This is a genomic window from Neobacillus pocheonensis, from assembly GCF_050477905.1.
Classification (GTDB): domain Bacteria; phylum Bacillota; class Bacilli; order Bacillales; family Cytobacillaceae; genus Neobacillus; species Neobacillus pocheonensis_A.
On sequence record NZ_JBCNAD010000012.1, the window covers coordinates 1 to 13,322 of the forward strand.

Annotated in this window: 9 protein-coding genes, 16 tRNA genes, 1 rRNA gene and 1 pseudogene; 24 read left to right on the top strand and 3 right to left on the bottom strand. The window is 39.5% G+C overall.

The annotated features are described in order from the left end of the window. Window positions 1-159 precede the first annotated feature (159 nt). From rrf to ABES02_RS06700, 18 genes are all read left to right on the top strand, one after another. Window positions 160-276: ribosomal RNA gene (gene rrf / locus ABES02_RS06615) — 5S ribosomal RNA — on the top strand. A gap of 17 nt (window positions 277-293) precedes the next feature. Next, window positions 294-368: transfer RNA gene (locus tag ABES02_RS06620), tRNA-Asn, on the top strand. 7 nt (window positions 369-375) lie between these two features. Continuing rightward, a tRNA-Ser gene (locus ABES02_RS06625) sits at window positions 376-467 on the top strand. A gap of 16 nt (window positions 468-483) precedes the next feature. Next, window positions 484-558 (top strand) — tRNA-Glu (locus tag ABES02_RS06630). 18 nt (window positions 559-576) lie between these two features. Next, window positions 577-652, top strand: a tRNA-Val gene (locus ABES02_RS06635). A gap of 24 nt (window positions 653-676) precedes the next feature. After that, window positions 677-750: transfer RNA gene (locus ABES02_RS06640), tRNA-Met, on the top strand. A 3-nt stretch (window positions 751-753) separates the two neighbouring features. Beyond that, window positions 754-830: transfer RNA gene (locus ABES02_RS06645), tRNA-Asp, on the top strand. A gap of 172 nt (window positions 831-1,002) precedes the next feature. Beyond that, window positions 1,003-1,078, top strand: a tRNA-Phe gene (locus ABES02_RS06650). Between the two features lie 50 nt (window positions 1,079-1,128). Beyond that, window positions 1,129-1,213 (top strand) — tRNA-Tyr (locus ABES02_RS06655). A gap of 5 nt (window positions 1,214-1,218) precedes the next feature. Then, window positions 1,219-1,292 (top strand) — tRNA-Trp (locus tag ABES02_RS06660). Window positions 1,293-1,303: 11 nt separating this feature from the next. Beyond that, window positions 1,304-1,379, top strand: a tRNA-His gene (locus tag ABES02_RS06665). A gap of 40 nt (window positions 1,380-1,419) precedes the next feature. Next, a tRNA-Gln gene (locus ABES02_RS06670) sits at window positions 1,420-1,494 on the top strand. A 5-nt stretch (window positions 1,495-1,499) separates the two neighbouring features. After that, window positions 1,500-1,574: transfer RNA gene (locus ABES02_RS06675), tRNA-Gly, on the top strand. Window positions 1,575-1,584: 10 nt separating this feature from the next. Next, window positions 1,585-1,658 (top strand) — tRNA-Cys (locus tag ABES02_RS06680). Window positions 1,659-1,702: 44 nt separating this feature from the next. Beyond that, window positions 1,703-1,788, top strand: a tRNA-Leu gene (locus ABES02_RS06685). A 27-nt stretch (window positions 1,789-1,815) separates the two neighbouring features. Then, window positions 1,816-1,896 (top strand) — tRNA-Leu (locus ABES02_RS06690). A gap of 212 nt (window positions 1,897-2,108) precedes the next feature. Continuing rightward, the gene (locus ABES02_RS06695; RefSeq protein ID WP_430132403.1) at window positions 2,109-3,032 is read left to right on the top strand and encodes a lysophospholipase; all 924 of its coding nucleotides are present in this window, start codon (window positions 2,109-2,111) and stop codon (window positions 3,030-3,032) included. A 204-nt stretch (window positions 3,033-3,236) separates the two neighbouring features. Beyond that, window positions 3,237-3,310 (top strand) — tRNA-Gly (locus ABES02_RS06700). Window positions 3,311-3,372: 62 nt separating this feature from the next. Here the strand turns inward: ABES02_RS06700 and ABES02_RS06705 are convergent. After that, complete coding sequence (locus ABES02_RS06705) at window positions 3,373-4,038, bottom strand: B3/B4 domain-containing protein (protein ID WP_430132560.1); 666 nt, start codon at window positions 4,036-4,038, stop codon at window positions 3,373-3,375. A gap of 109 nt (window positions 4,039-4,147) precedes the next feature. Here ABES02_RS06705 and queG point away from each other — a divergent pair, with 109 nt between their 5' ends. The 6 genes from queG to yhbH all read left to right on the top strand — a co-directional run bounded on the left by queG (window position 4,148) and on the right by yhbH (window position 11,207). Continuing rightward, window positions 4,148-5,278, top strand: coding sequence for a tRNA epoxyqueuosine(34) reductase QueG (gene queG / locus ABES02_RS06710; protein ID WP_430132405.1), 1,131 nt, complete (start codon window positions 4,148-4,150; stop codon window positions 5,276-5,278). Between the two features lie 77 nt (window positions 5,279-5,355). Beyond that, on the top strand, window positions 5,356-6,228 hold the full coding sequence (locus ABES02_RS06715; protein WP_430132407.1) for an amidase domain-containing protein: 873 nt from the start codon (window positions 5,356-5,358) through the stop codon (window positions 6,226-6,228). Between the two features lie 71 nt (window positions 6,229-6,299). Beyond that, window positions 6,300-6,773, top strand: a complete 474-nt coding sequence (gene trmL / locus ABES02_RS06720; protein ID WP_430132409.1) for a tRNA (uridine(34)/cytosine(34)/5-carboxymethylaminomethyluridine(34)-2'-O)-methyltransferase TrmL — start codon at window positions 6,300-6,302, stop codon at window positions 6,771-6,773. A 55-nt stretch (window positions 6,774-6,828) separates the two neighbouring features. Then, complete coding sequence (gene nfsA, locus ABES02_RS06725) at window positions 6,829-7,578, top strand: oxygen-insensitive NADPH nitroreductase (protein ID WP_430132411.1); 750 nt, start codon at window positions 6,829-6,831, stop codon at window positions 7,576-7,578. Between the two features lie 348 nt (window positions 7,579-7,926). Continuing rightward, window positions 7,927-9,822, top strand: coding sequence for a PrkA family serine protein kinase (locus ABES02_RS06730; protein WP_430132413.1), 1,896 nt, complete (start codon window positions 7,927-7,929; stop codon window positions 9,820-9,822). A gap of 218 nt (window positions 9,823-10,040) precedes the next feature. Next, window positions 10,041-11,207: a sporulation protein YhbH gene (yhbH, locus tag ABES02_RS06735; RefSeq protein WP_430132415.1), complete on the top strand. Its 1,167-nt coding sequence runs from the start codon at window positions 10,041-10,043 to the stop codon at window positions 11,205-11,207. Window positions 11,208-11,245: 38 nt separating this feature from the next. On the opposite strand, the gene ABES02_RS06740 is transcribed toward yhbH, so the two are convergent. Then, window positions 11,246-11,761, bottom strand: a complete 516-nt coding sequence (locus ABES02_RS06740; RefSeq protein WP_430132562.1) for a PTS sugar transporter subunit IIA — start codon at window positions 11,759-11,761, stop codon at window positions 11,246-11,248. Between the two features lie 15 nt (window positions 11,762-11,776). Beyond that, window positions 11,777-13,213, bottom strand: a pseudogene (gene nagE / locus ABES02_RS06745) (N-acetylglucosamine-specific PTS transporter subunit IIBC); the annotation flags it as partial. Between the last annotated feature and the right edge of the window lie 109 nt (window positions 13,214-13,322).

Consider the following 13,322-nt stretch of genomic DNA (forward strand, 5'->3'; position numbering starts at 1 on the left):
CGTTCGAGGACTTAACCAAGTCATAGCAATATGAACAAGGTGAACTCGTTTTTACAAACTTCTTCTGGATTATCTAGTTTTGAGGGAATGAAATTTTTTAAAATTACCTCTTGAAAAATATTAAAAAGACATTATAATAAAATAGTGTCGTATAAATGGTCTGGTAATAATGGCGAGAAGGTCACACCCGTTCCCATACCGAACACGGAAGTTAAGCTTCTCAGCGCCGATGGTAGTTGGGGCATGCGCCCCTGTGAGAGTAGGACGTTGCCAGGCTGTTACACTATAATTATTCCGCAGTAGCTCAGTGGTAGAGCTATCGGCTGTTAACCGATCGGTCGTAGGTTCGAGTCCTACCTGCGGAGCCATTTATATGGAGAGCTGTCCGAGTGGCCGAAGGAGCACGATTGGAAATCGTGTAGGCGGGTAACCCTGTCTCAAGGGTTCAAATCCCTTGCTCTCCGCCATTTAAATTACTGATATGGCCCCTTGGTCAAGCGGTTAAGACACCGCCCTTTCACGGCGGTAACACGGGTTCGAATCCCGTAGGGGTCACCAAATAACTTTCATAAATTTGGAGGATTAGCTCAGCTGGGAGAGCATCTGCCTTACAAGCAGAGGGTCGGCGGTTCGATCCCGTCATCCTCCACCATAATTCATAAAATATTTTAATCGTCGCGGGGTGGAGCAGTCCGGTAGCTCGTCGGGCTCATAACCCGAAGGTCGCAGGTTCAAATCCTGTCCCCGCAATACGGTCTGGTAGTTCAGTTGGTTAGAATGCCTGCCTGTCACGCAGGAGGTCGCGGGTTCGAGTCCCGTCCAGACCGCCATTTTAAATGGAAATGGCTCAATAGAATTTATTAATATGGCTCAGTAGCTCAGTCGGTAGAGCAGATTGCTTACATCATCGATTAAGCTTCAGAGGCAATCTGCGAGAAAGAACGAGAGTTCTTTTGAGCAAAGGCCTTACCTCATATTAATTGTAGGAAATTGATTTAATATGGCTCAGTAGCTCAGTCGGTAGAGCAAAGGACTGAAAATCCTTGTGTCGGCGGTTCGATTCCGTCCTGAGCCACCATTTGATTCTATATTGCTGGCACCATAAATTGTATTGTGTATATTATATGTGGAGGGGTAGCGAAGTGGCTAAACGCGGCGGACTGTAAATCCGCTCCCTCCGGGTTCGGCGGTTCGAATCCGTCCCCCTCCACCATTTATAGGGGTATAGTTTAAAGGTAGAACGAAGGTCTCCAAAACCTTTGGTGTGGGTTCAATTCCTACTACCCCTGCCAATTATATTGTGGCGATTGTGGCGAAGTGGTTAACGCACCTGATTGTGGTTCAGGCATTCGTGGGTTCGATTCCCATCAGTCGCCCCATAATATTTTCAATAAAAATATTTCTAATTTGTTTTAACATTGGGCTATAGCCAAGCGGTAAGGCATCGCACTTTGACTGCGACATGCGTTGGTTCAAATCCAGCTAGCCCAGCCATTTTCGCGGAAGTAGTTCAGTGGTAGAACACCACCTTGCCAAGGTGGGGGTCGCGGGTTCGAATCCCGTCTTCCGCTCCAATAATTATATGGCGGCATAGCCAAGTGGTAAGGCAGAGGTCTGCAAAACCTTTACCACCGGTTCGAATCCGGTTGCCGCCTCCATAATTTTTATGTTTAGTTTAGTTTAGAACAGGTTATTATATTTAGCCGGGGTGGCGGAACTGGCAGACGCACAGGACTTAAAATCCTGCGGTAGGTGACTACCGTACCGGTTCGATTCCGGTCCTCGGCATTAGCTTTATTAAAACAATTTCATTACGCCGGTGTGGCGGAATTGGCAGACGCGCACGACTCAAAATCGTGTTCCTCTGGAGTGTCGGTTCGACCCCGACCACCGGTATCACAAAAACGTTTCTCATTTTTATGAGAAGCGTTTTTTATTTTGGATTGTATCTAAATTTCAAAAGTAATTGACAATTTTTTATCCCTCTTTTATATTCAGGTTAAGTTTATTAATGTTTAAGAGAAAACGAGACTCACACAATGTTCTTTATAATGAGCAAATGCGGGAGTTTTTTTCTATAATAAACACTCGTATAAAGGATGGGTGCCATGAAATCATTTACCTTTAAATCAGATGATGGTGTTGAAATTTTTACGAGAAAATGGGATTCAGAAAGTAAAACAAGGCCAAATGCAATTATTCAAATTGCTCATGGAATGGCCGAGCATATAGAGCGTTATGATAATTTTGCAAACGAATTAGTTTCCCATAACTTCATTGTATATGGCAATGATCATCGTGGACATGGAATAACTGCTCAATTAAATAATTGCAGCGGCTATTTTGCAGATGAGCAGGGATTTGAAAAAGTAGTACGCGATATGCATCTACTCACCACCAGAATAGAAAAAGAATATCCCGATGTCCCAATTATTTTATTTGGGCATAGTATGGGTTCATTTTTATCAAGACGGTATATTCAGTTATATGGGGATAATCTAGCTGGTGTAATATTGAGTGGGACTGGTGGTAATCCTGGAATCATGGGGAAAATCGGCCAGCTAATTGCTGCAAGGGAAATGAGAAAGAAGGGACCTCAGACACCTAGCTCACTGTTAAATAATTTGACGTTTGGAAGTTATAATAAAGGTTTCAAACCCACCCGTACAGAATTTGATTGGTTAAGTAGGGAAGACCGAGAAGTTGATAAGTATATTGAGGATCCTATGTGTGGTGGAATATTCACTTCAGGTTTCTTTAATGATTTACTTACAGGAATTGAATCCATTAATAAACCAGAAAACCTTAAGATGATTCCTACTAAATTACCAATCTTCTTAATTTCTGGCAGGGAAGATCCTGTTGGAAGTAATGCCAAAGGTGTTTTGAAAACATTTAAGGCATATCAACAGGCAGGAATTGAAGATGTAACTTATCAGTTGTATGAAGGTGCTCGTCATGAGATATTGAATGAAACGAATAAAGAAGATGTTTATGCTGATATTATCAATTGGATTGGGAGACATGTTTGAGTACAGCACCGGGCACTCTGAGCCATTGATAGTGCCCGGAGGATTACTTTTTAGTAAGTCCTGGGCACTATGAACGCATGTTGTTTCCCATAAATTATGTTTTTCTATTTTATTCGACAAAAACTGCAGATATCACTTGACTTTATGAAGAATTGGGTTTAATATTATAAAAGTCAACACGATATTTAAATCTTGTATATAAATGCGGGTGTAGTTTAGTGGTAAAACCTCAGCCTTCCAAGCTGATGTTGTGAGTTCGATTCTCATCACCCGCTCCATACATATTAACTAACGCAGTGTACCGTTTCAATGGAGAACGATGCATTGCGTTTTTTTATTATCAACCCAAAACTCGAAACGTACCTTCTCCGCCGTGTATTTGAATAAACATATTCATTAACGATTCCGTCAGTCTATTAGCATTTTCCAAATCTGTTGATGGTCTCAAATAAATAATTTGAAGAGCATTTTTGGTATCTAAGGTTACTGGTGTTCTTACAGAATCAACGAAAGGACTCCCAAACGGTCCAATCAAATCAGATGCTATTATAAGCCGGTCCAATGAATTAGAGCGACCATTTAATCCAATGTACTCCTGGCCCTCCACACCTACCCGAACCTCCACAGGTCCTTCCAAACAATCCAGATCGTAAATACCGATAGGAACTTGATATTGTAACGAGAAAAAATTATTAATATCAATTGCACTTTGAACAGATGAAAGATAATTTTGCTTTTGAATCCTCTTGAAAAGAGCCTCCGCAGAAGGACGGTACCGATTTGGATCCTTGCCAAGCTTTTTAAAAATAGAACGCCATTCTTTAATGCCGGGAAAATCCGTTACCGTTTTATCCTCTAATTCAAAAAATATAGACTCCTGAAACATCTGGAGTCGTCCCTTAAGCATTTGTGGTGAATCACCAACCGTAATCCCCTTATATTCGATAACGCCTAATTTAAAATTAGGAATCTCCATGAAAAGGTCTGATGAAACTTGAATTTCCAACATTCCCACCTCCAAAAATCATTGAAAATAGTTTATCATAAAGTGATGTCCTAACAATAATTAAACGACCTCTAAAATAGATCAATATTCGGGAAGGGTGGGGAAAAAAGTGGAGATTAACAAATTGAAAGAGGAACTTATTGCTTACAGTAAAGAAATCGGTATTGATAAAATCGGTTTTACTAGCGCTGACCCATTCACTGAGTTGAAAAATCGACTAACAAAACAACAAGAACTTGGATACCAATCTGGTTTTGAAGAGCCTGATATTGAGAAACGAGTTAATCCATCTAATCTTCTGGAAGAACCTAGATCCATTATTTCGATTGCCCTCGCATATCCTTCCAAAATGAATGAACGGGTTGAAAGTAAAAAGGGAGAAAGAAGAGGGATTTTTAGCAGGGCTTCATGGGGCCTGGATTATCATCATATTCTCAAAGACAGGCTCCAAAAGCTGGAAGAGTTTATTTTATCAAAGGTACCGGAAGCTCGTTTAAAATCAATGGTCGATACAGGCGAGCTCTCAGATCGTGCGGTTGCAGAAAGAGCAGGAATTGGCTGGAGCGGGAAAAACTGCGCCATTATCACCCCTGAATTTGGCTCCTATGTTTATTTAGGTGAAATGATTACCAGCATCCCATTTGTGCCAGATACACCAATAGAAGATCAATGTGGGACCTGCACAAAATGTTTGGAAGCCTGCCCAACAGGTGCATTGATCCAGGGAGGGCAAATTAATGCACAACGTTGTATTTCATTTTTAACGCAAACAAAAGGAATTATTCCAGATGAGTTTAGAGAAAAGATTGGAAATCGCATTTATGGCTGTGACTCCTGCCAAACAGCTTGTCCTCATAATAAGGGAAAAAACTTTCATTTTCATAAAGAAATGGAGCCAGACCTTGAGATTGCAAAACCATTATTAAGACCGATATTAAAATTAAGTAACCGTGAATTTAAAAATCAGTTTGGTTCTGTAGCAGGATCGTGGAGAGGGAAAAAGCCAATTCAACGGAATGCCATTATCGCTCTTGCCCATTTTAAGGATGAAACGGCAGTCCCCGATTTAATTACCATTTTAGAAAATGAACCAAGCGCTGCAATAAAAGGGACGACAGCCTGGGCACTTGGTAAAATTGGCGGTGAAACCGCAAATGCAGCATTGAAAAAGGCAAAAGAGCAGGAAACCGACATAGAAGTGCAAATTGAGATTGAAAAAGGATTAAGCTTTAAAAATTGATCTATCGGAGCGGCCAAAGGGTTTCGCTCTTTTTTTTCATCTTCTTTCATATGTATGAAAGGAAAGGGGTGAAGAAAATGCGTGAAATTCTTCAGGAACTATTTGAAAAAAGGGCACAGCAATTTGTTGCGAACCATAGAAGTCCTAAGGATTATTTTTCAAAAGCAGAGAGGAAACTAGAATCATTAGCAAAAAGGTCTGCAGAAATCGTGAAAGTGAAGGCAGCTGGAAGGATTATCGAAAAAACGAATGAAGAGGAATTCCAATCTATAAGATACAATGCACATTATCAATATTTAATTAAACAAAAAGGCAATCTTTACATGGAGGAAGAAGTTGAAGAAAGATTAGCCAAATTTTATAAGGAAACATTAATAATGGATGGGGAGATAAAGCCTGTAGAAAATGGATCCCTACATGTGGGGGATTCTCAGCCTTTCATTGCTGATAACCATGACCGCTTAAGTTTTCAATATAACCGCTTAAAAGCAATTCAATATGCTGAACGCTGGTGGAATAGCTATAATCCTGCCTATAAAAAGTTTGAAAATGATTGTACGAATTTTATCTCCCAATGTCTCCATGTAGGCGGAGCGCCTATGAGAGGCTACCCGAGCCGTGGTGCTGGATGGTGGATGCAAAATCATAACTGGAGTTTTAGTTGGGCCATTGCTAACTCATTAAGATTGTATTTATCTAACTCAACAATCGGTTTAAGGGCAAAGCAAGTTAGTAGTCCTGACCAATTGGTATTAGGAGATGTAATTTGCTATGATTTTGAAGGGGATGGCAGGTTCAACCACAATACGATTATCACGGCTAAGGATGCAAATGGAATGCCGTTAGTTAATGCACACACGTACAATAGCCGAATGAGATATTGGGCATATGAGGATTCTTCAGCCTATACACCGAATATTAAATATAAGTTTTACCATATCCTCGATTGAGGCACTAATGTTGAAAGCAGTCAACATAGTGGTATAATTTTTTATAGAGTTATTTATCTGAGGTGAAATTCGTGTCCATACATGTAGTACTATATCAACCACAAATCCCATCTAATACAGGAAATATTGCCAGAACTTGTGCAGGAACCGATACCAATTTACATTTGATTCGGCCACTCGGCTTTTCAACAGATGATAAGATGTTAAAAAGAGCGGGCTTGGATTATTGGGAGCATGTAAATATTGTATATTATGATTCATTAGAGGAGTTTTACGAAAAAAATGCTGGCGGGGAATTTTTCTACCTAACAAAATTTGGACAAAAGCCGCATAGTAGTTTTGATTACAGCAATCCAGAGAAAGATTATTATTTTATCTTTGGGCGTGAAACGACGGGTCTTCCAAAGGACGTTATTGAAAAAAATAAAGAGGTTAGTTTAAGGATTCCAATGAATGAAAACATTCGCTCACTAAACCTCTCCAATACAGCAGCAATACTAATTTATGAAGCACTGCGCCAGCAAGACTATGCCCATTTAAAGTAAACAAAGGAGGCCTATTATTAGGGACCTCCTTTCGTTTATAGAAAGGAACAAAGATATGAACAACGTTATTGAAACCATTCTTAATCATCGCTCACTCCGGCACTTTGAGGACAAGCCTTTAACTAACGAGCAAATCAGGACAATTGTATCGTGTGCCCAATCAGCATCAACCTCAAGCTTTATTCAAGCTTACTCAATCATTGGTGTAAAGGATAAGGAGAAGAAAAGAAAGTTAGCTGAACTAGCAGGCAACCAAGAATATGTAGAGAAAAACGGACATTTTTTTGTTTTTTGTGCAGACCTGTTTCGCCATACCCTTATTGGAGAAAAAGAACAAAAAGATGTGAGCCTATCGATTGAAAGTACGGAGAAATTTATGGTTTCTCTCATCGATGCTTCGCTAGCAGCACAAAATGCCGCTATTGCTGCGGAATCTCTGGGACTAGGAATTTGTTACATAGGTGGTATTCGCAATCAGCTGGAAGAGGTTCAAAAGGTATTAAAAACACCAGAGCGTGTAATTCCTTTGTTTGGACTAGCTGTTGGATATCCCACAAAACAGACAGACCGAAAACCAAGGCTTCCGTTTGAACATATTTACCATGAGGACGAATATGAACAAGATCCAGAAATTTATGACCGTCAGCTTGAAGAATATGATGATCTGATTTCTAACTACTATAATCAAAGAACAGGCGGAAAAAGAAGAGACCGCTGGACAGAGCAGATGGGCAAAATGCTTGAAAAACAAAATAGAATGTATATGAAGGAGTTTATTCAAAAGAATAAATTGGACTTACGATGAAAAAAGGGCTGCTAGAAAAATTAGCAGCCCTTTTGTATGGAAGGATTAATTTATTTTGTTCCTGGTTTGTCATTATATCCTGCAGTGAAGATTGCTGCTAAAAATACAACAAAAACTAAAATTACGATGAAAGTGTTCATGTTATGTATTGCCCCCTTCGTCATACATTTTATCATTTTTAATTCATATAGCTTTATTATAGCCTAACTTTTAAAAATGAAAAGTGCAATATTCCTTTTATCGAAACAAAAAAGATAGACAGTATCTCATCTTGGGTACGCATGTTCAATAGACAACGTGCATAGAGTATATTAATCGTCTCTGATTAAGCTACAGGGGGAGGGCCTTATGGATATTTTAAAAAAAATCGAGATGTATCGAGAAGAAGAGGAAAAACTGCGTTGGGAAGGATCATTCGCTGATTATCTATTGATGTTGAAGGAAAAGCCATGGGTAGCACAATCTGCACATTCTCGAGTTTATAATATGATTAAGGATGCAGGAATTGAAGAAGAAAAAGGGACGAAGAAGTACAATTTCTTTAGTAATCAATTATTTGGCTTAGAAGAAGCATTAGAGCGACTTGTTGAAGAATACTTCCACCCAGCCGCCAAAAGGCTAGACGTTAGAAAACGTATTTTATTATTAATGGGTCCAGTGAGTGGAGGAAAATCCACACTTGTAACAATGCTGAAAAGAGGTTTAGAAAGCTACTCTCATACAGCAAGAGGGTCTGTATTTGCCATTAAGGGCTGCCCGATGCATGAGGATCCACTGCATTTAATTCCACATCATTTGCGGGCGGATTTCTATGAAGAGTATGGAATTCGAATTGAAGGAAACCTTTCGCCATTAAATATGATGCGGCTTGAACAGGAATATGGCGGAAGAATTGAAGACGTGCTAGTCGAGAGAATCTTTTTCTCAGAAGACAAACGGACAGGAATTGGAACCTTTAGTCCATCTGACCCGAAATCACAGGATATTGCGGATTTAACAGGTAGTATTGATTTTTCAACGATTGCTGAATTTGGTTCAGAATCAGATCCGCGAGCCTACCGCTTTGACGGTGAACTGAATAAAGCAAACCGTGGGATGATGGAATTTCAGGAGATGCTGAAATGTGATGAAAAATTCCTCTGGCATTTGTTGTCCTTAACTCAGGAAGGTAATTTTAAGGCAGGCAGATTTGCACTCATCAGTGCTGATGAGTTAATAGTAGCGCACACGAACGAGACTGAATATCGTTCCTTTATCTCCAATAAGAAGAATGAAGCCTTGCATTCTAGGATCATTGTCATGCCGATACCTTATAATTTAAAGGTCTCCCAAGAAGAGCGAATCTATGAAAAAATGATTCGAGAAAGTGATGTTTCGGATGTTCATATTGCACCGCATACCTTAAGAGTTGCTGCGATGTTTACGATACTTACCAGGTTAAAGGACCCTAAAAAAGGTGATATTGATTTGGTTAAGAAAATGCGCCTTTATGATGGTGAAAGTGTGGAAGGCTTTAATAGGGCAGATGTAGAAGAGCTTAAGAAAGAATATCCGGATGAAGGGATGAGCGGTATCGATCCGCGTTATGTAATTAACAGGATTTCTTCCACTATCATTCGTAAAGAAGTTCCTTCGATAAATGCCCTTGACGTTTTACGGTCATTAAAGGATGGTCTCGATCAACACCCATCTATCACGGCAGAACTCCGTGAACGATATATGAATTATATCTCCCTAGCACGGAAAGAGTATGACAATATTGCTAAGAATGAAGTGCAAAAAGCCTTTGTGTATTCTTATGAAGAATCAGCTAAAACACTTATGGACAATTACCTTGATAACGTCGAAGCGTATTGCAATAAAGCGAAGCTACGTGATCCGTTAACAGGAGAAGAAATCAATCCAGATGAAAAATTAATGCGTTCTATTGAAGAACAAATTGGTATTTCTGAAAATGCAAAGAAAGCCTTCAGGGAGGAAATTTTAATTAGAATCTCTGCTTTTGCAAGAAAAGGCAAGCGTTTTGATTATAATTCCCATGATCGACTCCGTGAAGCGATTCAGAAAAAGTTGTTTGCTGATTTGAAAGACGTTGTCAAAATAACAACTTCTACAAAAACCCCAGATGAGCAGCAGTTGAAAAAAATCAATAATGTGGTGGAACGCTTAATTGATGAACATGGCTATAATTCGACATCAGCCAATGAATTGCTCCGCTATGTTGGAAGTTTATTAAACAGATAAAAGATCTTGGACTGGTAGAATGACTGCCAGTCCGTTTTTTTCCTATTTTTATAGGCAAATACCCAATTGTCAAAATTATTTGTAAATTATTCGAGGTTTCTGCATAGGATAAAGTAATCCATATTTTATCTGATTTTTTTATTCGGGATATTGTATGTATTTGATAAAAAATGTGTGCATTTTGAAAAAATTTATAATTTCATAAGGAGGGGTTTACATTGTCAGATAATAACCATCAATTTGTCATTTCAAGAGAAGATTGGTCCCTCCACCGTAAAGGCCACGATGACCAGCAGCGGCATCAGGAAAAAGTCCAGGAGGCAATTCGAAACAATCTTCCAGACTTAATTACAGAAGAGAGCATAATTATGTCTAATGGTCGAGATGTAGTAAAAATCCCGATTCGTTCATTGGACGAATATAAAATTCGGTATAATTATGACAAAAACAAACACGTGGGCCAAGGTGACGGTGACAGTCAAGTCGGTGACGTAGTAGCACGTGACGGTTCCAGCGGGCAAAAAGCTCCCGGTAAAGGGCAGGGAGCAGGGGATCAGGCAGGCGAGGATTATTTTGAAGCTGAGGTATCTTTAATGGAACTAGAGGAAGCTTTATTTAAACAGCTAGAGCTTCCAAATCTTAAGAAAAAAGAAGAGCAGGAACATCTTGTTGAAAACATTGAATTCAATGATATCCGTAAAACAGGGCTGATGGGGAACATCGATAAGAAACGGACGATGATGTCTGCTTTTAAGCGGAATGCCATGAGCGGAAAGCCAGCATTCCATCCGATTTACCAGGATGATTTGAAATTTAAGACCTGGAATGAAGTGGTCAAACCAGATTCAAAAGCGGTAGTTATCGCGATGATGGATACGAGTGGATCCATGGGAATATGGGAAAAATATATGGCCCGGAGTTTCTTCTTCTGGATGACCAGGTTTTTACGAACCAAGTATGAAACAGTTGAAATTGAATTTATCGCCCATCATACTGAAGCAAAAGTAGTTTCTGAAGAAGACTTCTTCTCGAAAGGAGAAAGCGGTGGAACGATTTGTTCATCCGCATACCGCAAAGCCCTGGAGATTATTGACGCCAAATACAATCCGCGTAAGTTCAACATTTACCCATTCCACTTTTCAGACGGTGATAATCTTACATCGGATAATGCCCGATGTGTAAAGCTAGTTGAAGAATTAATGAAAGTATCCAATATGTTTGGGTACGGAGAAGTAAATCAATACAATCGCCATTCGACCTTAATGTCCGCCTACAAAAACATCAAGGATGAGCGTTTCCGCTACTATATCCTAAAACAAAAAGCAGACGTATTTCATGCCATGAAAAGCTTTTTTCAAAAAGAAGAATCAAAACAATATGCATAACAAAAACGACAGGTGCCTGACACCTGTCGTTTTTCATCCTATTCGATTGATAGAATGCCGCTTTCGCCTTGGGAAGAGTGTCCTTGTTTCTTTACATTTAATTTGCTTAAATTAGTAAAGATAACTGGCGTTACAGCGGATGGTACTGATTTCTTAATGAATTCTAGATCAAAGTTCAGGATTTCCTGCCCTTTAGTTACTTGCTGCCCTTCTTTTACAAGTACTTTAAAGCCTTCACCTTTTAAATTGACCGTATCCAAGCCAATATGAATCAGGATTTCATGGCCTTGCTTAGATTTGATTCCGATTGCATGCTTTGTAGGGAAAACGTTCATGATTTCACCGTCAACTGGAGAAACAACTGTACCTTTTGAAGGGACAATACCAAATCCATCTCCCATCATTTTTTGCGAGAAAACTTGGTCTGGCACTTCAGTTATCGGGATAATTTCCCCTTCGATTGGCATTACAAAGTCCTTTTCAGAAAGTGGTGCGAGTCCATTAACTTCCACCGGAACTACGAAATGATCTTTGTTTGTATCAATTTTCTTCATAGCATTTGGATTATGACGAAGTTTTGAAATTTCGTCTGCGACAAATTGGACATTGGTTCCTACGATAACTTGAATACTTTGCTTCCCGACTATATTAATTCCAGGTACACCAGTCGCTTTTATTTTTTGTTGATCGACGGTGTTCATGTCTTTGACTTCCATTCTTAAGCGGGTTACACAATTGTCGACAGAAGTAACATTAGCGTCTCCGCCTAATCCTTCATAAATCTGTGCTGCCATTACGGCAAACTTGCTATCACCTGTTGGAACGTTAACATCAGAAGATTCCTCATCATCTTCTTCGCGTCCCGGAGTCATTAAGTTAAATTTCGTAATGATAAATCTGAATAAGAAATAATAGATAACGGCAAACACTAAACCTTGAACTAGCAACATATAAGGATGGTTTGCTAACGGCAATCTTGAACTTAAAACAAAGTCAACTAAACCTGCACTAAAACCAAACCCTGCTGTCCAGTGGAATGCAGCAGCAATTGCTAATGAAATACCTGTTAAAACAGCATGTACTACATATAGCATTGGAGCAACAAACATAAAGGCAAATTCAATTGGCTCTGTTACGCCAGTAAAGAATGCTGCGAAACCTGCTGCCAACATTAAGGATGCAACAGTCTTTTTCTTTTTGTCTTTAGCAGTATGGTACATCGCTAATGCTGCAGCTGGTAAACCAAACATCATGACAGGGAAGAATCCTGCTTGGTACATACCAGTAACGCCCTTTGTTCCTTTTCCAGCCCAGAAATTACCGATATCATTAATTCCCGCTACGTCAAACCAGAATACAGAGTTTAAGGCATGGTGCAGACCTGTCGGAATCAATAGACGGTTAAAAAATCCATATAAACCTGCGCCAAAAGCACCTAAATGAGAAATTCCTTTACCGAATGATACAAGTCCTGTAAAAATCACAGGCCATAAGAAGAATAAAATTGCTGAAACTATAAGCATAGATACTGCAGTCATGATTGGCACAAGGCGTTTACCAGAGAAGAAGGCTAAAGCATCTGGTAATTTAACATGGCTAAAGCGATTGTACATCATGGAAGCAACAATACCGGAAAGAATACCAACAAATGCATTTCCGATTTTTGCAAATGCAGGATCAACCTCTTCCGGTTTAATCCCCTCAAGCAATGCAACTGACCCTGTGGAAAGTAAGGTTGTCACAACCAGGTAGGCAACCAAACCACTTAACGCTGAAGAACCATCTTTTTCTTTCGCCATTCCAAGTGCTACACCAACAGCAAAAAGGATTGGGATATTATCAATAATGGATGCACCCGCTTTAATTAAGAAAGCTGCAAGCGGACTATCCGCACCCCAACCAGTAGGGTCGATCCAATAACCAATACCCATCAAAATAGCAGCAGCAGGCAAAACAGCTACAGGTAACATTAATGAGCGACCAATTCTTTGTAAATATTTCTTCATGATAATACCTCCTATAAAAATTTTTAAAAAACAAACAATAAAATCAATAATTTCATCAAATTGTTGAAGCAAGGTGTAAGCGCTTTTCCAAAGTAAATATACCATTAAA